We start from the raw sequence: 18,998 nt of genomic DNA, 5'->3' as shown, positions 1-18,998 counted from the left end.
TCGATTACTTCAGAAGGCCTTCGATTTGGGACTGGGCCGTCTTGAGCGCGTCCTCGGCGGACGCCTTGCCCTGGGTGACCTTGGCGATGGCCTGGTCGACCTTGTCGGTGATCTCCGTCCAGTTGGACAGCGACGGGGAGGCCTTGGCGCTGTCCATCTGCTTCTTGAACACCTGGAGGTCGGCGTCGTCGGCGAGGCTGCCGGAGGTCCACGCGGAGGTGTTGGCCGGCAGGTCCTTGGTGCGCTTGTACCAGTCGGCCTGGCCCTCGGTGTCCGTCAGGTACTTGATGAACTCGGTGGCGGCGGCCTTGTGCTCGCTGTCCTTGGAGACCACCAGGGAGGAGCCGCCGGCCATGGAGGCGGAGGTCTTGTCGGCGGGCACGTTGGCCACCGCCCACTTGCCCTTGAGCTGCGGCTGGCCCTCGTTCAGCAGGGTGACGTGCCAGGGGCCGCCGAAGAACATCGGGACGCGGCCGTTGCCGAAGTCCTTGACCACGTCGTAGCCGGGCTGCACGGACTTGTTGGAGAGCCCCTTGTCGAAGTACGAGCCGTACTCCTTGAGCGCCTTGACGGCCTCGGGGCTGTCGATGACGGCCTCGCCCTTGTCGTTGACGATCTCGCCGCCGGCCGAGTACAGGAAGGAGTAGAAGTTCTGCACCGTGTCCAGGCCGCTGGGCTGGATGGACAGGCCCCACTTGGTGTCGGCCTTCTTCTGGTAGGCCGAGGCGAGGTCCTGCATCTCCTTCCAGTTGGTCGGAGCCTTGGTGACGCCGGCCTTCTCGGCCAGGTCGGTGCGGTAGTAGAGGACGCGGGTGTCGACGTACCACGGCACGCCGTACGCCTGGCCGTCCACCTCGCCCTGCTTCCAGCCGGACTGGAAGAAGTCCTTCTCGTTGAAGGTCTTGGTGTCGACCGGCTCCAGGACCCCGAGCTCGGCGAACTCGCCCATGTAGCTGCCGCCCATCTGCGCCACGTCCGGCAGGGTGCCGGCGGCGGCCGCGGAGACCAGCTTCTGGTGGGCGACGTCCCAGCCGACCGGGGTCACCTTGACGGTGATGTTCGGGTTGGCCTTCTCGTAGACCTTGGCCACATCCGCGAGCTTCTCGCCCTCGGCCCCCATGGCCCAGACGGTGAGTGTCTGCTTCTTGTCCGCGGCGACATCGTCGCCGGAACTGCCGCACGCGGTCAGACCGAGCGTGAGCGCGGCGGCGACTGCGATGCCGATCGAGGCGTTTCTGGCGGTGCGGGGCATGGAGGGCTCCTCCTTGAGCAATCCTGATGTATGCGCTGCCTGTAAGCGCATACATCACTCTGCGGCAGACATTCGGGAATCCGCAAGAGGGTGCTAGGTCACACTCGTGCAACGTGCTGGACATCTGAATGTTCAACTTGGCACGGTAAGTGTGCCAAATGCGAAATTGTGGATGATGTGACCGATTTCGCTGCCCGCTCGATGATGATCAAGGGGCTGTGCGGCCGGGCCGGGGCCGTTACGGTCGTGGTCATGGCTTCGTTCGAACATGACTTCCCCTTCGATCCGGCATACGGCTACGTGCTCCAGGACCTGCTGCGCGTCCCCGCCCCCGCCGCTCCGGACGATTTCGACACCTTCTGGCAGGCCCGGTACGAGGAGGCCCGCAAGGTCGCCACGGAGCCGGAGCTCGGACCGCCGGAGGAGGAGCGCGACGGGGTACGGATCCACGGAGTGACGTTCACCTCGGTGGGCGGGGTGCGGATCGGCGGCTGGGTGGCGCTGCCCGTCGAAGGGGTCGCGGAGTACGGATTCGTCATCGGGCACGGCTACGGCGGCCGCGAGGCGCCGGGCCCCGATGTGCCGCTGCCGCTGCCCCGGGCCGCGGCGATCCTGCCGTGCGTACGGGGGATGGGGACGCGCGGCCTGCACCCGGGCATCCCGGACGTGTCCGGTGCCCATGTGCTGCACGGCATCGAATCGCGCGACACGTATGTCATCGGCGACTGTGTGGCGGACCTGTGGTGCGCGGCCTCGGCGCTGCACGAGCTGGTGCCCGAGCTGGCAGCGGGGGAGGGCGGCCCCGGGCTGGGCTACCTCGGGGAGAGCTTCGGCGGCGGGCTGGGCGCGCTGGCGCTGCCCTGGGACGACCGTTTCGGGGCCGCGCAGCTCACGGTGCCGACCTTCGGCAACCATCCCCTGCGGCTCACCCTGCAGTGCATCGGCAGCGGCGAGTCGGTGCGGGCCCACCACCGGGACCACCCCGAGGTCACCGAGGTGCTGCCGTACTTCGACGCCGCCACGGCCGCGACGCGGCTGGAGACGCCCACGCTGGTGGCCGCGGCGCTCTTCGACCCCTCGGTGCCGCCGCCGGGGCAGTTCGCCGTGCACAACGCGCTGGCCGGCGAGCACGAGCTGCACGTGCTGGACGCGGGACACTTCGAGTACGAGGGCACGGCGGCCGAGGTGGCGGAGCTCCGGGCGGCCCGGCAGCGGTTCTTCGGGGAGCGGCTGGGGCGGTGACGGTTCCTCGGGGAGGGCTGGGGCGGTGACGGCTCTTCGGGGAGCGGCTGGGGCGGGCCCGGCGGTCGGTACGGGGCCGGGCCCGGGCGGGCCGGTTCCCGTCAGCCGCAGCCGCAGCTGGCGCGGCGGATCAGGGACACCGGGAGCAGCAGCGACACCGGCTCGCTGCTGCTGTCGCCCAGCCGCTTGACCAGCAACTCCACCGCCTGCTCGCCGAGTTGACGGATCGGCTGGCGTACGGTCGTCAGCGGCGGCCGGACGATCCGGCTCAGTGGAATGCCGTCGAAGCCGGTCACCGCGATGTCCTCGGGCACCCGCACCCCGCGCCGCTCCAACGCGCGCAGCGCGCCCACCGCCATCTGGTCGTTGGCGAAGAGCACCCCCTGCGGCCGTTCGCCGTCCCGGTCGAGCAGTGCCTCCGCGGCCCGCGCGCCCTCGGCCTGCGTCATCATCTCGGCCCGCAGATCGGGCGCGTCCGGCACCGGGAGCCCGGCGTCGCCGCACGCCTGCTGGAAACCGAGGAACCGCGCCTCGGCGTCCGGCGACTCCGCCTCGCCGCCGACGAAGGCGAGCCTGCGCAGCCCGTGGTCCTCGATCAGGTGGCGGGCCAGTTCGCGCTCGCCGTCGGCGTTCGCGACGACGATGTGGTCGAGGTGGTCGATCTCGCGGGGGCCGGCGATCATCACCACCGGAAGCCGGCGCGATATCACTTCGAGGTCCTCGGTCGGCACGGTCTGCGCCAGCACGGCGAAACCGTCGACCCGTCCCGCGACCTTCGCGACGAGGCTCTCCGGGCCGCCCTCCAGCGAGGCGGCGATCAGCAGCGCGTAACCGTGCCGCCGCGCCGCCCGCTCCATGCCGCGGATGATCTGGTCGGAGTAGAGCATCACCGCGTCGTCGGCGTCGCTGTCCGCCTCCGCGTCGGCCTCGGCGTCGGGGTCGGCGTAGTCGGGGAAGCAGAGGCCCAGCACCCCGGTGGTCCGGCTGGCCAGACCGCGGGCGTTCCCGCTGGGTACGTAACCGAGCTGGCGGGCGGCTTCGAGGACCCGCTCACGGGTCTGGGCGCGCACCGAATCGGGGGTGCGGTAGACCCGCGAGACCGTGGCAATGGAGACGCCCGACCGCTCGGCGACGTCGTACACCGTGGGGGCGCTCACTCGACCGACCGTCCGCTTCTTGTTCCGTACCGAAGCACCTGCTGTTGCATGTACCGACCCTCTTCTGAAAGCGCATTCACCCTAGATCGCGGGCCGCGTGACGGGCAAGACCACCCAAAACAAAGACAGGCAACCTTGCAAGGTGCTCTGTACACCTTTTACCTTGGGGGCATGCCGGAACCCACTGGAACCACCCCCTCGGGCCGTCGCGCCGCGTCGTCCGCCGAGCCGACCGCCGAGGAGCTGGCGATCCAGCTCACGGCCGTGGTCGGCCGGCTGCTGCGGCGGCTGCGCAGTACGTCGTCGGGCGGCCTGCTCACACCGACGCAGCGTTCGGTGCTGGCCCGGCTGGACCGCGAGGGACCGGCCACCACGGCCGCGCTGGCCCGCGCGGAGTACGTACGCCCGCAGTCCATGCGGCTGACCCTCGGCGCGCTGGAGGGCCAGGGGCTCGTCGAGCGCGCGCCGGATCCGGCCGACGGCCGCAAGGCGGTGATGTCGCTGACGGCGGCCGGGACCGCCGCGCTCGCCGAGGTCCGGGCAGCGAAGCACGACTGGCTGGCCGAGGCCATCGCGGCCGGGCTCGACGGGGCCGAGCGACGCACCGTGGCCGAGGCCACCGAGCTGATCGACCGGCTGACCGGGAAGTGACGTCCCAGGCCCAGGCCCCGGCCCCGACTTCGGCCCAGGCCCCGGCCCCGACTTCGGCCCAGGCCCCGGCCCCGACTTCGGCCCAGGCCCCGGCCCCGACTTCGGCCCAGGCCCCGGCGCAGGCCCGGACTTCTGCCCCGGGCGTACCGGGCTGCCGCCCGCGCCGACCCCGTGCCTGAATCGTCACCGGGCTGCCGCCCGCGCCGACCCGTACGTGAGCCCCCGCCGGGCTGCCGCCCGCGCCCGTGGCCCGCAGCGCCGCCCCGTACCTGAATCCCCACCCTTCACCCACCGCACAGGAGCCTCACCATGACCGCCACCGCCCTGGACCCGAGGACCGCCCTGGTCGTCATCGACCTCCAGAGGGGCATCGTCGGCCGGGAGACCGCCCACCCCGCCGCCGGTATCGTCGCCAACTCCGTCGCCCTCGCCGACGCCTTCCGCGCCAAGGGCCTCCCGGTCGTCCTGGTCCATGTCGTCGACGGCGCCCCCGGCCGCAACGAGACCCCGATGGGGGGCGGCCGGCCGCCCGCCGACTGGGCGGACATCGTGCCCGAGCTCGGCCCGCGCGACGGCGACATCGTGGTCACCAAGCGCACCTGGGGCGCCTTCCACGGCACCGACCTGGACCTCCGGCTGCGCCGCGGCGGGGTCACCCAGATCGTCCTGGCCGGCATCGCGACCAGCATCGGCGTCGAGTCCACCGCACGCGCGGCGCACGAGCACGGCTACAACGTCACGATCGCCACGGACGCGGTCACCGACATGGACGCCGACGCGCACCGCAACAGCGTCGAGAAGATCTTCCCGCGCCTGGGCGAGACGGACACGACGGAGGCGATCGTCGCGCTGCTCGGCTGATCACCGCGGCAGCCGGGGCGCTCCGCCGCACGGGTGAGCTTCGGCGCCGTCGCGCCGTGTCTGCGCCCCCGCCCGCGCGGGGGCGCCTTCAGTGGACGGAAGGAATCAGTGTGATCAACTGCATATGCCACCAGAAACGCACAATTCGGCACACCCGTGGACGGGTGGGTCGGGCCGTCCCCGGAGGTATCAGCCATGTCCCACGTCGGCGTCCCGCGCGGGACGGCCCGAAAGCGCCGCTCCCTCGCGCTCCTCACGACGGGCGTGCTGACGCTCCCCGTGCTGGCCGGCTGCAGCTCCGACGACGGCGCGACCGGTGCGACGGCCCCCCAGGACGTCGCGGTCGCCGGCCGTAATCTGGTCGCCGAGGGCGGCACGGTCAACTGGGCCGTCGATGCCCTGCCCACCACCCTCAACGCCTTCCAGGCGGATGCCGACGCCACGACCACCCGGATCACCGGAGCCCTGCTCCCGACGCTCTTCCCGCTGGACGCCAAGGGCCGGCCGCAGCTCAACCCGGACTATCTGGAGTCCGCGAAGGTGGTCGAGAGCGAGCCCCGGCAGGTGGTGCTCTACCGGCTCAACCAGCAGGCGGTGTGGAGCGACGGCCGGGAGATGGGGGCGTCCGACTTCGTCGCCCAGTGGCGGGCGCTGAGTGGCAATGACTCGGCGTTCTGGACCGCCCGCAACGCCGGCTACGAGCGCATCGAGAAGATCGAGCGCGGCGCCGACGACCTTGAGGTACGGGTCACCTTCGCCAAGCCGTACGCGGACTGGCGCTCGCTGTTCTCGCCGCTCTACCCGAAGGACGTGACCGGCTCCCCGGACGCCTTCAACGACGGGGCCCGGACCACCCTGAAGGCCACCTCGGGACCGTTCCGGCTGCGCGGTGTGGACAAGGCGAAGGGCGAGGTCACACTGGTCCGCAACCCGCGCTGGTGGGGGAACCCGGCCAAACTCGACTCGCTGGTCTTCCGGGCCGTCGCCACCGAGGACCGGACCGGGGCCCTGGCCGCGGGCCGGATCGACGTGGCCGACGTGGACGCCGCCTCGGCCCACCGGATCGCGCAGGCGGCCGGCGGCGAGGGCGCCGACGGGCAGCCGCTCGCCCAGGGACCCGGCGCGGGGGAGGGCCCGGCCGCGGCCCTGCGCTCCTGGGCGGTGGCGCACGGCTCGAACGCCAAGAAGGCGGGAGCCGCGCGGGCCGCCAGGGAGAAGACCCGGGCCGCCGCCGACGCGTACGCCGCCGAGCAGGCCGGTCTGCGCGCCTATGTGGTGCGCAAGTCGCTGGAGCCCGCCTACACCCAGCTCGCGCTGAACGGCGAGTCCGGTCCGCTCGCCGACGACCGGGTGCGCCGGGCGGTCGCCCGCGCCCTGAACCGCCAGGAGCTCGTCGACACCGTGCTGCGGCCGCTCGGGCTGCCCGCGCGGCCGCTCGGCAGCCATCTGGCGCTGGCCGGGCAGCCCGCGTACAAGGACAGCAGCGACGCGCTCGGCGGCCAGGACACCGAAGTGGCGCAGGCGCTGCTGGCCGACGCGGGCTGGACGCCGGAGGGCGCGGTCGAGAAGCCGGACGGCACCAAGGCGGGCAGTGAGGCCGGCAAGAAGGACGCGGAGAAGGAGGCCGGTAAGGACTCGAAGAAGGACGCGGCGGAGAAGGACGCGAAGAAGGACGCGGCGGAGAAGGACGCGGAGAAGAAGGGGACGGGCCCGGCCGTCGGGAAGGCGGGCAGCGCCGACGGCAAGACCGGCGACGGCGCGGACCGGCGCGAGCCCGCCCCCGACGACGGCCTGTACATCGTCGGCGACGACAAGCCCGGCGACGGCGACCCGGTGGGCGGCGCCACCCACGTACTGGCCCCCGCCTCCGCCGCCGCGTTCCACAGCTCCGTGCTGCTGCGCCAGGCCGGGTACCTCTCCGAGTCCGGCATCTCGGAGGACGTCCCCTCCAGGGTCACCGCCCAGGACAAGCGGCCGGGCGGCGCCGCCGGCGCGTACGCCCCCGCGGGCACCGCGGCCCCCGCACAGGCGGCCGACGGGCGCCGCGGTCCGCTCGGCAAGGACGGCAAGCCGCTGACCCTGCGCTTCGTCCTGCCGTCCGGTCCCGGTTCGGAGCCGCTGCGCAGCGTCGCGGACAAGATCTCGGCGATGCTCGAATCGGTCGGTATCCGTACGGAGATCACCAAGGTCTCCGACGAGAGCTACTTCCAGGACCACATCGCCTCCGGCGACTACGACCTGGCCCTGTACTCCTGGCCCGCGACCGCCTACCCGGCCACCGACGACCGTCCGATCTTCGCCAAGCCGGTGCCCGCCACCGACGGCTCGCTGCTGGTCGAGCAGAACTACACCCGGGTCGGCACCGACCACATCGACCAGCTCTTCGACCAGGCGGTCTCGGAGCTGGACGAGGACGCCGCCCGGGACCTGATGAAGCAGGCCGACGCCCGGATCTGGGCCGCCGCCGGTTCGATTCCGCTCTACCAGCGCCCGCAGCTCGTGGCGGCGAACAGGAAACTGGCGAACGTCGGCGCCTTCGGCTTCGGGGCACCCCACTACCAGGACATCGGTTTCAAGAAGCCGCAGGCCGCCGGAGCCCCGGCGAACAAGAAGAAGTAGCAGGTCAGAAGAGGGCCGGAAGCTCAGAACTGGCTCAAATCCCTTGCCCGCCGGCTTGCCCGGCGGGCAAGGTCGTCGCTACCCGTTGACCCGGGTGGCCGCTCGATCCCCCCACCTCTGAGACCCCCACTCCGGAGCCCCGGCTCCGGCCTCTCGGAGATTCCGCTTCGGAGCCCCACCTCCGAAGCCGTGCAAGTCCCGTGTCCGCCTCCGCCGTCCCCGTCCCCGCCTCCTCCTTCTCCGTCCGCGGGGCCGCGGTCGTGACGACCGGTGAAATCCTCCGGAAGAACCGGCCGCGGAGGCGGAAACAGGAGGCGGACACGGGCTTTCACCTCCCGTGCGGCACTCGTCCGCACGCTGCGCGTCCGGTCGTCCGCGCAGGCCCGGCGGACCGCCCGGAGAACCGTCCGGAGGCCCGTCCGGAGGCCGGCAGGACTTGCCCGGGAAGCCGCGGCGGCGCCAGCCCCGTACCATTGGACGAGCCGTGGCGTGTCCGCCCGGCGGGCGTACGAGGACTTGAGACCGACTTAGACGCCTGATCCCACGATCCGAGAGAAGCGCAAGCCACCCATGCCCACGCGCCACGACATCCGTAACGTAGCCATCGTCGCCCACGTCGACCACGGCAAGACCACGCTGGTCGACGCCATGCTCAGGCAGGCCGGCGCCTTCGCCGCGCACGCCGCCGAGAACCTCGACGAACGCATGATGGACTCGAACGACCTGGAGCGTGAGAAGGGCATCACGATCCTCGCCAAGAACACGGCGGTGAAGTATCACCCCAAGGACGGCGGGGACCCGATCACGATCAACATCATCGACACCCCCGGCCACGCCGACTTCGGTGGTGAGGTCGAGCGCGGCCTGTCGATGGTGGACGCGGTCGTGCTGCTGGTCGACGCCTCCGAGGGCCCGCTCCCGCAGACCCGCTTCGTGCTGCGCAAGGCGCTCTCCGCGAAGATGCCGGTCATCCTCTGCATCAACAAGACCGACCGCCCCGACTCCCGGATCGCCGAGGTCGTCGACGAGACGTACGACCTGTTCCTGGACCTGGACGCGGACGAGGAGCAGATCGAGTTCCCGATCGTCTACGCCTGCGCCCGTGACGGCGTCGCCTCGCTGACCAAGCCGGAGGACGGCACCGTCCCGGCCGACAGCGACAACCTGGAGCCGTTCTTCTCCACGATCCTGGCGCACGTCCCGGCCCCCGAGTACGACGAGGCCGCCCCGCTCCAGGCCCACGTCACCAACCTGGACGCCGACAACTTCCTCGGCCGTATCGCGCTCTGCCGCGTCGAGCAGGGCGAGCTGCGCAAGGGCCAGACCGTCGCCTGGATCAAGCGCGACGGCACGATGTCCAACGTCCGCATCACCGAGCTGATGATGACCGAGGCGCTCACCCGCAAGGCCGCCGAGAAGGCGGGCCCGGGCGACATCTGCGCCATCGCCGGTATCCCGGACATCATGATCGGCGAGACCCTGGCCGACCCCGAGAACCCGATCGCGCTGCCGCTGATCACGGTCGACGAGCCGGCCATCTCGATGACCATCGGCACCAACACCTCGCCGCTGGTCGGCAAGGGCGGCAAGGGCCACAAGGTCACCGCCCGCCAGGTGAAGGACCGCCTGGACCGCGAGCTGATCGGTAACGTCTCGCTCCGCGTCCTGGACACCGAGCGCCCCGACGCCTGGGAGGTCCAGGGCCGCGGTGAGCTCGCGCTGGCCATCCTCGTCGAGCAGATGCGCCGTGAGGGCTTCGAGCTCACGGTCGGCAAGCCGGAGGTCGTCACCAAGCAGGTCGACGGCAAGACCCACGAGCCGATCGAGCGCATGACGATCGACTCCCCCGAGGAGCACCTCGGCGCGATCACCCAGCTGATGGCGACCCGCAAGGGCCGCATGGAGACGATGACGAACCACGGTTCGGGCTGGGTCCGCATGGAGTGGATCGTCCCGTCCCGCGGCCTCATCGGCTTCCGTACGGAGTTCCTGACGCAGACCCGCGGCACGGGCATCGCGCACTCCATCTTCGAGGGCCACGAGCCGTGGTTCGGCGAGCTGCGCACCCGTCACAACGGCTCGCTGGTCGCCGACCGCTCGGGCTCCGTGACGCCGTTCGCCATGGTCAACCTCCAGGAGCGCGGTGTCATCTTCACCGAGGCCGGCACCGAGGTCTACGAGGGCATGATCGTCGGCGAGAACTCCCGCGCCGACGACATGGACGTGAACATCACCAAGGAGAAGAAGCTCACCAACATGCGTGCGGCTTCCGCCGACACCACGGAGAACGTGGTGCCTGCCCGCAAGCTCTCGCTGGAGCAGTCCCTGGAGTTCTGCCGCGAGGACGAGTGCATCGAGGTGACCCCGGAGACGGTCCGTATCCGCAAGGTCGTCCTCGACCAGAAGGAGCGCGGCCGCGCCGCGTCGCGCGCCAAGCGCTGATCCGACAACGGGCGTTCGGCGCCCACGCGTATCAACGGGGCCCGGCCTTCCGTCAGTTGACGGGGGGCCGGGCCCCGCTGTGCGTCGGGCCGGGGGCTCGTCGGAGCGCATCGGTGTGCATCAGCAACGGGATGGACGCGGAGGAGCGCCGTCCGGCAGGCTCATCACGCCGTTGTCCAGTGGTTTTCTCCGGCCATCCGTCCGCATATCGATCGTCGCTCTCCGAAAGCTGCGTTAACGGTCCGTTTCGAGCGTGTCTGTCTGGGATCACTTTGTCCGGATTTTGGGCAATCGCGATTCCTTGATGTTGTCAAAACGAGACCCCTTAAGTGTGGTTTACGGCCCGGTCGTACTTAATAGTTGGCTCCATTGAGCTCGGGTCAATGGGTCACGCACTGTGGGGAGTGCCGACTCACGAGCACACTAGGGGCACTGAAACGATCACCGTCAGGGGTGTCGGTGTATCGACTCCAGTGCCCTTCTTGTAGTCAAAAGTGGACTCATGAGGAGGAAACCCATGCGTGGTGCCAAGAGCGCCAAGTGGGTCGCGGGAGCGGCCATCATCGCCCTGGCCGCGACTGCCTGTGGTGGGAACGACAAGGACAGCGACAGCGGCATGAACTCCGGGAAGGCGGACCCGAACGGGATCCTGACCGCCCAGCTCGGAGAGCCGCAGAACCCGCTGCAGCCGGCGAACGCCAAGGAGAGCCAGGGCAGCCGTGTCCTGCGCACCATCTTCGCCGGCCTGGTCGACTACGAGCCCGGCACCGGCAAGCTCACGTACGTCAACGCCGAGTCCGTGACGCCCAACGCCGACTCGTCCGTGTGGACGGTCAAGCTCAAGCCGGGCTGGAAGTTCCACGACGGCACCACGGTCACCTCCAAGTCCTTCGTGGACTCCTGGAACTGGTCGGCCAACGTCAAGAACAACCAGACCAACTCCAGCTGGTTCCAGGACATCAAGGGCTACACGGACGTCCACCCGGAGAAGGGTGCGCCGAAGGCCGACAAGATGTCCGGTCTGAAGATCGTCGACGAGAACACCTTCACGATCAGCCTGACCGGCTCGGTCTCGTACTTCGCGTACAAGCTGGGTTACGACGTCTGGGCGCCGCTGCCCGAGTCCTTCTTCAAGGACCCGGCCGCCGCCGGCCAGAAGCCGATCGGCAACGGCCCCTACAAGTTCGACTCGTGGCAGCACAAGAAGCTGATCAAGGTTCGCAAGTTCGACGGTTACCAGGGCCCGAACAAGGCCAAGAACGGTGGCATCGACTTCAAGAACTACACCACCGCCGACGCCGCCTACTCGGACCTGCGGTCGAACAACCTCGACTGGATCGAGCAGATCCCGACGACGTCGCTCACCAGCTACAAGCAGGACCTCGGCGACCGCGCCATCGACGCCGAGTACTCCGCGGTGCAGTCGATCGTCCCGGCGTTCTACACCAAGCAGTTCAAGGGCATCGACCCCAAGGTCATCCAGGGTCTGTCCATGGCGATCGACCGTGACACGATCACCAAGACCGTGCTGCACGGCACCCGTACCCCGGCCGACTCGTACGTCGCCCGCGGTGTGCTCGGCTACAAGCCCGGCGCGCTCGGCGACATCGTGAAGTACAACCCGGCCGAGGCGAAGAAGCTCATCAAGGACGGTGGCGGCGTCCCGGGCAACAAGATCTCGATCCAGTTCAACGCCGACCAGTCCCACAAGCCGTGGGTCGACGCGGTCTGCAACAGCATCCGCAAGGCGACTGGCGTCGAGTGCGTGGGCGACTCCAAGCCGGACTTCCAGGCCGACCTGAACGCCCGTGACAACAAGCAGGTCAAGTCCATGTACCGCGGTGGCTGGGTGCTCGACTACCCGGTCAACTCGAACTTCATGCGCGACCTGTACGGCACCACCGCCGCGGGCAACACCTCGGGCTACTCCAACAAGGAGTTCGACGCCCTCGCCGCGAAGGCCGACAAGGCGAAGACGCTCGACGAGACCGTCAAGATGTACCAGGACGCCGAGCAGCTCCTGAAGAACGACATGCCGGCCATCCCGCTGTGGTTCTACAAGAACAACTCGGGCCAGTCCGAGAACGTGTTCGGCAAGATCGTGTACGGCCAGGACGGCGACCCGATCTTCACCGACGTCCAGGTCAAGGCCAAGAAGTAAGCATCGGGACCCGAAGGCCGGTTTCGCCGCTCCTCTTCAGGGGCGGCGGAACCGGCCCGTAGGCGATGCCCCGGGGCTCTCCCCCCACACCCCGCGGCGGAGACAACTCTGAGAAGGCCATCGCCGACCCCTCACGGCATGGAGGCATGATGGGGCGTTACGTCGCAAGGCGACTGCTCCAGATGATCCCGGTATTCATCGGGACCACTCTGATTATTTTCCTCATGGTCCACATCCTTCCCGGTGACCCAATCCGGGCGATGTGGGGAGACAAGGCGGCAGACCCCGCACAGGTCGCGTCGCTCCGCCATGAGTTCGGGCTCGACCAGCCCCTGTGGAAGCAGTACATCGACTACATGGGCAATCTCTTCCAGGGTGACTTCGGCAAGACCTTCGGTGGTCGAGAAGTCATCGACGAGATGTCCGAGTCCTTCCCGGTGACGCTGCGACTGACCGCGGTGGCGATGCTCATCGAGATCATCGTCGGCATCGGGCTCGGCGCCTGGGCGGGCCTGCGGGCCGGCAAGGCCGCCGACACCGGCGTACTGATCTTCACCCTGATCGTCATCTCGATCCCGGTGTTCGTGCTCGGCTTCCTCGCCCGCTTCGTCCTCGCGGACCAGCTCGGCTGGGTGGCACCGAACGTCCAGGACTCGACGGACTACGCACAGTTGTTCCTGCCGGGCTTCGTGCTCGCCATGCTCTCCATGGCGTACGTGGCACGGCTGACCCGCACCACCTTCGCGGAGAACCTGCGCGCCGACTACATGCGTACCGCGATGGCCAAGGGCCTGCCGCGGCGCCGCATCATCGGCGTGCACCTGCTGCGCAACTCGCTGATCCCGGTGGTCACCTTCCTGGGTACGGACGTCGGCGGCTTCATCGGCGGCGCGGTCGTCACCGAGGGCATCTTCAATGTCCAGGGTGTCGGAAACCTGCTCTTCAAGGCGCTGCAGCAGCGTGAAGGTTCGACGATCGTCGGCGTCGTCACGGTCTTCGTCCTCGTCATCCTTGTGATCAACCTGCTCGTCGACCTGCTGTACGCGGTCCTGGACCCGAGGATCCGGTATGCCTGACGTCACCGAGACCAAGACCGAAGCGGCGGTGGACGCCACTGCCGCACCGTCGGCCGCCGACGGCCACAAGGAGCAGGGCAAGCCGCGCAGCCTCTGGGGTGACGCCTGGTTCGACCTGCGTCACCGCCCGATGTTCTGGATCTCCTCGATCCTCCTGCTGGTCCTGCTGGTCATAGCCGCCTTCCCGGGGCTGTTCACCGGCGCCGACCCGCGCGACGGCGACCTGACCAACCACTTCCTGACCAAGCCGGACCTGGGGCACTTCTTCCAGGCCGACTGGTTCGGCTACGACGGCCAGGGACGTTCGATCTACGCGCGTGTCATCTACGGCACCCGCGCCTCGATCATGGTCGGCGTCGGCGTCACCGCCGCGGTCACCCTGGTCGGCGGCCTGCTGGGCATGCTCGCCGGATACTTCGGCGGCTGGCTCGACTCCGTCATCTCCCGGGTCACCGACATCTTCTTCGGCATCCCCTTCCTGCTCGGTGCGATGGTCGTCCTGAACGCCTTCACCGACCGCAAGGTGTACGTGGTGATCCTGGCCCTGGCCTTCCTGGGCTGGACCTCGATCTGCCGTGTCATGCGTGCCTCGGTGATTACCGCGAAGCAGGCGGACTACGTGACGGCGGCCCGCGCGCTCGGCGCCAGCACCCCGCGGATCCTCTTCCGGCACGTCCTTCCCAACGCGCTCGCCCCGACCATCGTCGTGGCCACCATCGCGCTCGGCGGGTACATCTCGGCCGAGGCGACGCTCTCGTTCCTCGGGCTCGGGCTCGCGGACCCGACGATCTCGTGGGGCATCGACATCGCCGAGGGCAGCCAGGCCATCCGCGACAACCCGCATGCGCTGCTGTTCCCGGCAGGAATGCTCAGCCTCACGGTCTTCGCGTTCATCATGCTGGGCGACGCGGTGCGCGACGCCCTCGACCCGAAGCTGCGCTGAGGAGGGCGTAAGACGTGACCATCATGGACAAGACAGCAGACATCCCGGCGCCCCGCTCCGGGGGGCCGGACGACGCCCGACTCCTCGAAGTGCGCGACCTGCACGTGGAGTTCCACACCCGGGACGGGGTCGCCAAGGCCGTCAACGGTGTGAACTACAGCGTGGACTCGGGCGAGACCCTGGCCGTGCTCGGTGAGTCCGGTTCCGGCAAGTCCGTGACCGCCCAGGCGATCATGGGCATTCTCGACATGCCGCCCGGCAAGATCCCGCAGGGCCAGATCCTGTACCGCGGTCAGGACATGCTCACCATGAGCAACGAGGAACGGCGGAAGATCCGCGGCCAGAAGATCGCGATGATCTTCCAGGACGCGCTCTCCTCGCTCAACCCCGTGCTCTCGGTCGGCTACCAGCTCGGCGAGATGTTCCGGGTCCACCAGGGACTCTCCCGCAAGCAGGCCAAGCTCAAGGCCGTCGAGCTGATGGAGCGGGTCAAGATCCCCGCCGCCAAGCAGCGGGTCGGCGACTATCCCCACCAGTTCTCCGGCGGTATGCGCCAGCGCATCATGATCGCCATGGCACTGGCGCTGGAGCCGGACCTGATCATCGCGGACGAGCCGACCACGGCGCTCGACGTGACGGTCCAGGCCCAGGTCATGGACCTGCTCAAGGAGCTCCAGACCGAGTTCAACATGGGTCTGATCCTGATCACCCACGACCTCGGCGTCGTCGCCGACGTCGCGGACAAGATCGCGGTCATGTACGCGGGCCGGATCGTCGAGACGGCACCGGTGCACGAGCTGTACAAGCGGCCGGCGCACCCGTACACCCGCGGTCTGCTCGACTCGATCCCGCGGCTCGACCAGAAGGGCCAGGAGCTCTACGCGATCAAGGGGCTGCCGCCCAACCTGCTCAAGATCCCGTCCGGCTGCGCCTTCAACCCGCGCTGCCCCAAGGCGGAGGACATCTGCCGCACGGACATTCCGGCTCTGGTCCCGGTGTCCGAGCAGGACGGCGGCGAGCTGCCCGGCCGCGGCAGCGCCTGCCACTTCTGGAAGGAGACGATCCATGGCTGAGCTCGACAAGACGGACGGTTCCATGGACGCCACCCCGAACGTCACCGACGTCGTGGCGGTCGCCGCCGCCACCGAGACGGCGGCGGTCGCGGCCATCGAAGCCCCGGTGGAGCGCGGTGAGCCGATCCTCCAGGTGCGCAATCTGGTCAAGCACTTCCCGCTGAGCCAGGGCATCCTGTTCAAGCGCCAGGTCGGTGCGGTCAAGGCCGTGGACGGGGTCTCCTTCGACCTCTACCAGGGCGAGACGCTCGGCATCGTCGGCGAGTCGGGCTGTGGCAAGTCCACGGTCGCCCGGCTGCTGATGGCGCTGGATACGGCCACGTCCGGCGAGGTCTTCTACAAGGGCCAGGACATCACCCGGCTGTCCGGCCGCGCGCTGAAGGCGGTCCGCCGGAACATCCAGATGGTGTTCCAGGACCCGTACACCTCGCTGAACCCGCGTATGACGGTCGGCGACATCATCGGCGAGCCCTTCGACATCCACCCCGAGGTGGCCCCCAAGGGCGACCGGCGGGCCAGGGTCCAGGAGCTGCTGGACGTCGTCGGTCTCAACCCGGAGTACATCAACCGCTATCCGCACCAGTTCTCCGGCGGTCAGCGCCAGCGCATCGGCATCGCCCGCGGCCTCGCGCTCAACCCGGAGATCATCATCTGCGACGAGCCGGTCTCCGCGCTCGACGTGTCGGTGCAGGCCCAGGTCATCAACCTGATGGAGAAGCTCCAGGACGAGTTCAACCTCTCCTACGTCTTCATCGCGCACGACCTGTCGATCGTCCGGCACATCTCCGACCGGGTCGGTGTGATGTACCTCGGCAAGATGGCCGAGATCGGTACGGACGCGGAGATCTACGACCACCCGACGCACCCCTACACCCAGGCGCTGCTGTCGGCGGTCCCGGTCCCGGACCCCGAGGCCCGTGAGCGCGGCGAGCGGATCATCCTCACCGGTGACGTCCCGTCGCCGGCGAACCCGCCGTCGGGCTGCCGCTTCCGCACCCGGTGCTGGAAGGCCCAGGACAAGTGCTCCACGGAACTGCCGCTGCTGGCCGTCCCCGAGCGCTTCAAGGGCTCGGACAGCCCCGCGGCGCACGAGTCGGCCTGCCACTTCGCCGAGGAGAAGGACGTCGTCGGCGCGGCCTCGTAGGCAGCAGTACGTCGCGCGTGACACGTCATGCATGACGCGTCCCGTATGACACGTCACGCATGACACATCACGCATGACGCGGAAGCGCCCGGAACCGATCGGTTCCGGGCGCTTCTTCCTTTTCCCGGAACCGGGCGCGCAGGTGGCTCGGGTCAATGGGCTCACGTGCTCGGTTCCGCGGGACCGGGGAGCCCCACGTGCCGGGACCGGTCGGGTCCCTGTCCGCGGGGTTCCCCGGGGGCCGGGGCAGGGGTGTCAGGCCCCGGCCTTGGGGTCTTCGGTGGTCTTCTGCTTGCCGGGCTTCGGCGCGGACGAGGCGTCACGGGCCTTGGGGACGGCCCCGACGGACCGGGCGTCCTCCGGGTAGTGGCAGGCCGTCAGATGGCCTTCCCGGCTGCCCTCGACCCGCACCAGTGGCGGGGCCTCGCTCGCGCACTTGTCCGTCGCCTTCCAGCAACGGGTACGGAAGCGGCAGCCCGACGGCGGGTTGACCGGGGAGGGGACGTCACCGGTGAGGAGGATGCGCTCACGGGCCGGCGTCTCGTCGGCGGTCGCCTCGGGCACCGCCGAGAGCAGCGCCCGGGTGTACGGGTGGCGCGGGTTGCCGTACAGGTCCTCGCGGTCGGCGATCTCCACGATCCGGCCGAGGTACATGACCGCGACGCGCTGCGAGAAGTGGCGCACGACGGCCAGGTCGTGGGCGATGAACAGGAACGCGATGCCGAGTTCCTGCTGCAGCTTCTGCAGCAGGTTCACCACCTGGGCCTGGATCGATACGTCCAGCGCCGAGACCGGCTCGTCGGCCACGATCAGCTTCGGCTCCAGGGCGAGCGCGCGGGCCACCCCGATGCGCTGGCGCTGGCCGCCGGAGAACTCGTGCGGGAAGCGGTTGTAGTGCTCCGGGTTGAGCCCGACGGTCTCCAGCAGCTCCCGCACGCGCGCCTCGCGGCCGCCCGCCGGGTCGATGCCGTTGATCTCCATCGGCGCGGTGATGATCTTGCCGACGGTCTGCCGCGGGTTCAGCGAGGCGTACGGGTCCTGGAAGATCATCTGGATCTCGGAGCGGACCGGGGCCAGCTCCTTGCGCGAGGCGTGGGTGATGTCCTGCCCGCGGTAGGAGATCCGGCCGGCCGTCGGCTCCAGGAGCCGGGTGATCAGCCGGCCCGTGGTCGACTTGCCGCAGCCGGACTCGCCGACCAGGCCCAGGCTCTCGCCCTGGGCCACGGAGAAGTCCAGCCCGTCCACGGCCTGCACCGCGCCGATCGTCCGCCGGATCGGGAAGCCGCCCTTGATCGGGAAGTGCTTGGTGAGTCCGGAGACGTCCAGGAGGGGATCTGTGCTGCTCATGGTGGGGAAGTCCCGTCTCTTGTACGTCAGTTGGGCCGGGTGCCGGCGAAGTCTGCGAAGAACTCGGCGCGCTGCTCCACGGTGAGGTGGCAGGCGGCGCCGCGCCCGGCGGTGATCTCCAGCGGCGGCTGCTCGCTCGCGCAACGCCCGCCGCCCACCTGCTCGGTGAAGGTGCACCGGGGGTGGAAACGGCAGCCGCTCGGCGGGTTGAGGAGGCTCGGCGGCGAACCGGGGATCGGCGACAGCGGTACGTCGACCGGCCCTTCGAGGCTCGGCATGGACCCCAGCAGGCCCCAGGTGTACGGGTGCTGGGGCGCCCGCAGTACTTCCTTCTTCGTACCGCGCTCGACACAGCGACCGCCGTACATCACCAGCACGTCGTCCGCGATGTCGGCGATGACCCCGAGGTCGTGGGTGATGAAGACGATCGAGGTGCCGGTCTCCTGCTGGAGGTCCTTGAGCAGGTCCATGATCTGGGCCTGCACGGTGACGTCCAGCGCGGTGGTCGGCTCGTCCGCGATCAGCAGCTCCGGGTCGCAGACCAGGGCCATGGCGATCATCGCGCGCTGGCGCATACCGCCGGAGAACTGGTGCGGGTAGTCGTCCACCCGCAGATCGGGCTGCGGGATGCCCACCTTGGTGAGCATCTCGACGGCCCGCGCCCGGGCCTCCTTCTTGGAGGCGCCGGTGTGCTTGCGGTACGTCTCGCTGATCTGCTTGCCGATGGTGTGGTACGGCGACAGCGAGGCCAGGGCGTCCTGGAAGATCATCGCCATCTTGTTGCCGCGCAGCCGCTCCAGCTCCCGCTCCGACGCGGTCAGCAGGTCCCGTCCGTCGAGGAGGATCTCGCCCTCGATCTCGGTGTGGTCGGGGTGGTGCAGACCGAGGATGGTCAGGTTGGTGACGGACTTGCCGGAGCCGGACTCGCCGACGATGCCGAGTGTCCTGCCCTTCTCGACGTCGAAGGACAGCCCGTCGACGGCCTTGACCATGCCGTCTTCGGTGGAGAAGTGCACGCGCAGATCGCGTA

At 69.4% G+C, this 18,998-nt stretch carries 14 protein-coding genes; 10 read left to right on the top strand and 4 right to left on the bottom strand.

Going from position 1 to position 18,998, the window contains the following annotated elements:
* Nucleotides 1-4 precede the first annotated feature (4 nt).
* Nucleotides 5-1,252 (bottom strand): sugar ABC transporter substrate-binding protein, encoded by a 1,248-nt coding sequence (locus tag ABZ622_RS09685; protein ID WP_360541816.1) that lies wholly within the window; start codon nucleotides 1,250-1,252, stop codon nucleotides 5-7.
* Nucleotides 1,253-1,504: 252 nt separating this feature from the next.
* Between ABZ622_RS09685 and ABZ622_RS09680 the strand changes: the two genes are divergently transcribed.
* On the top strand, nucleotides 1,505-2,494 hold the full coding sequence (locus ABZ622_RS09680; RefSeq protein WP_360541815.1) for an acetylxylan esterase: 990 nt from the start codon (nucleotides 1,505-1,507) through the stop codon (nucleotides 2,492-2,494).
* 101 nt (nucleotides 2,495-2,595) lie between these two features.
* Here ABZ622_RS09680 and ABZ622_RS09675 read toward each other — a convergent pair whose 3' ends face one another.
* A complete protein-coding gene (locus ABZ622_RS09675) occupies nucleotides 2,596-3,651 on the bottom strand; it encodes a LacI family DNA-binding transcriptional regulator (protein WP_360541814.1) in 1,056 nt (351 codons plus the stop codon).
* Nucleotides 3,652-3,822: 171 nt separating this feature from the next.
* Here ABZ622_RS09675 and ABZ622_RS09670 point away from each other — a divergent pair, with 171 nt between their 5' ends.
* From ABZ622_RS09670 to ABZ622_RS09630, 9 genes are all read left to right on the top strand, one after another.
* Nucleotides 3,823-4,302 carry a MarR family transcriptional regulator gene (locus ABZ622_RS09670; RefSeq protein WP_360541813.1) on the top strand — a complete coding sequence of 160 codons (480 nt, stop codon included), beginning with the start codon at nucleotides 3,823-3,825 and terminating at the stop codon, nucleotides 4,300-4,302.
* Nucleotides 4,303-4,611: 309 nt separating this feature from the next.
* On the top strand, nucleotides 4,612-5,163 hold the full coding sequence (locus ABZ622_RS09665) for an isochorismatase family protein (protein WP_360541812.1): 552 nt from the start codon (nucleotides 4,612-4,614) through the stop codon (nucleotides 5,161-5,163).
* Nucleotides 5,164-5,358: 195 nt separating this feature from the next.
* Nucleotides 5,359-7,782, top strand: a complete 2,424-nt coding sequence (locus ABZ622_RS09660; RefSeq protein WP_360541811.1) for an ABC transporter substrate-binding protein — start codon at nucleotides 5,359-5,361, stop codon at nucleotides 7,780-7,782.
* Nucleotides 7,783-8,352: 570 nt separating this feature from the next.
* The gene (gene typA, locus ABZ622_RS09655; protein WP_360541810.1) at nucleotides 8,353-10,224 is read left to right on the top strand and encodes a translational GTPase TypA; all 1,872 of its coding nucleotides are present in this window, start codon (nucleotides 8,353-8,355) and stop codon (nucleotides 10,222-10,224) included.
* A 517-nt stretch (nucleotides 10,225-10,741) separates the two neighbouring features.
* Nucleotides 10,742-12,385 carry an ABC transporter substrate-binding protein gene (locus tag ABZ622_RS09650; protein ID WP_360541809.1) on the top strand — a complete coding sequence of 548 codons (1,644 nt, stop codon included), beginning with the start codon at nucleotides 10,742-10,744 and terminating at the stop codon, nucleotides 12,383-12,385.
* A gap of 149 nt (nucleotides 12,386-12,534) precedes the next feature.
* Nucleotides 12,535-13,461 carry an ABC transporter permease gene (locus ABZ622_RS09645; protein WP_266414763.1) on the top strand — a complete coding sequence of 309 codons (927 nt, stop codon included), beginning with the start codon at nucleotides 12,535-12,537 and terminating at the stop codon, nucleotides 13,459-13,461.
* Complete coding sequence (locus ABZ622_RS09640; protein ID WP_360541808.1) at nucleotides 13,454-14,404, top strand: ABC transporter permease; 951 nt, start codon at nucleotides 13,454-13,456, stop codon at nucleotides 14,402-14,404. Before ABZ622_RS09645 ends, ABZ622_RS09640 begins: the two co-directional genes overlap by 8 nt.
* Nucleotides 14,405-14,418: 14 nt before the next feature.
* Nucleotides 14,419-15,477: an ABC transporter ATP-binding protein gene (locus ABZ622_RS09635; protein WP_360541807.1), complete on the top strand. Its 1,059-nt coding sequence runs from the start codon at nucleotides 14,419-14,421 to the stop codon at nucleotides 15,475-15,477.
* On the top strand, nucleotides 15,470-16,621 hold the full coding sequence (locus ABZ622_RS09630; protein WP_360541806.1) for a dipeptide ABC transporter ATP-binding protein: 1,152 nt from the start codon (nucleotides 15,470-15,472) through the stop codon (nucleotides 16,619-16,621). The genes ABZ622_RS09635 and ABZ622_RS09630 overlap by 8 nt, the downstream gene beginning before the upstream one ends.
* 255 nt (nucleotides 16,622-16,876) lie before the next feature.
* Here the strand turns inward: ABZ622_RS09630 and ABZ622_RS09625 are convergent, their stop codons facing one another.
* The gene (locus ABZ622_RS09625; RefSeq protein WP_360541805.1) at nucleotides 16,877-17,968 is read right to left on the bottom strand and encodes a dipeptide ABC transporter ATP-binding protein; all 1,092 of its coding nucleotides are present in this window, start codon (nucleotides 17,966-17,968) and stop codon (nucleotides 16,877-16,879) included.
* A gap of 26 nt (nucleotides 17,969-17,994) precedes the next feature.
* Complete coding sequence (locus ABZ622_RS09620) at nucleotides 17,995-18,960, bottom strand: ABC transporter ATP-binding protein (RefSeq protein ID WP_360541917.1); 966 nt, start codon at nucleotides 18,958-18,960, stop codon at nucleotides 17,995-17,997.
* Nucleotides 18,961-18,998: the final 38 nt, after the last annotated feature.

This window comes from Streptomyces sp. NPDC007164, from assembly GCF_040634135.1.
In the GTDB taxonomy this organism is placed as follows: domain Bacteria; phylum Actinomycetota; class Actinomycetes; order Streptomycetales; family Streptomycetaceae; genus Streptomyces; species Streptomyces sanglieri.
This window is presented reverse-complemented; position numbering and strand designations above follow the sequence as displayed.

Coding starts and splice junctions, on each gene's coding strand:
- ABZ622_RS09685 (WP_360541816.1), bottom strand. CDS start 1,252: ATGCCCCGCACCGCCAGAAACGCCTCGATCGGCATCGCAGTCGCCGCC.
- ABZ622_RS09645 (WP_266414763.1), top strand. CDS start 12,535: ATGGGGCGTTACGTCGCAAGGCGACTGCTCCAGATGATCCCGGTATTC.
- ABZ622_RS09680 (WP_360541815.1), top strand. CDS start 1,505: ATGGCTTCGTTCGAACATGACTTCCCCTTCGATCCGGCATACGGCTAC.
- ABZ622_RS09640 (WP_360541808.1), top strand. CDS start 13,454: ATGCCTGACGTCACCGAGACCAAGACCGAAGCGGCGGTGGACGCCACT.
- ABZ622_RS09620 (WP_360541917.1), bottom strand. CDS start 18,960: ATGGTCAAGGCCGTCGACGGGCTGTCCTTCGACGTCGAGAAGGGCAGG.
- ABZ622_RS09660 (WP_360541811.1), top strand. CDS start 5,359: ATGTCCCACGTCGGCGTCCCGCGCGGGACGGCCCGAAAGCGCCGCTCC.
- typA (WP_360541810.1), top strand. CDS start 8,353: ATGCCCACGCGCCACGACATCCGTAACGTAGCCATCGTCGCCCACGTC.
- ABZ622_RS09650 (WP_360541809.1), top strand. CDS start 10,742: ATGCGTGGTGCCAAGAGCGCCAAGTGGGTCGCGGGAGCGGCCATCATC.
- ABZ622_RS09670 (WP_360541813.1), top strand. CDS start 3,823: ATGCCGGAACCCACTGGAACCACCCCCTCGGGCCGTCGCGCCGCGTCG.
- ABZ622_RS09665 (WP_360541812.1), top strand. CDS start 4,612: ATGACCGCCACCGCCCTGGACCCGAGGACCGCCCTGGTCGTCATCGAC.
- ABZ622_RS09630 (WP_360541806.1), top strand. CDS start 15,470: ATGGCTGAGCTCGACAAGACGGACGGTTCCATGGACGCCACCCCGAAC.
- ABZ622_RS09625 (WP_360541805.1), bottom strand. CDS start 17,968: ATGAGCAGCACAGATCCCCTCCTGGACGTCTCCGGACTCACCAAGCAC.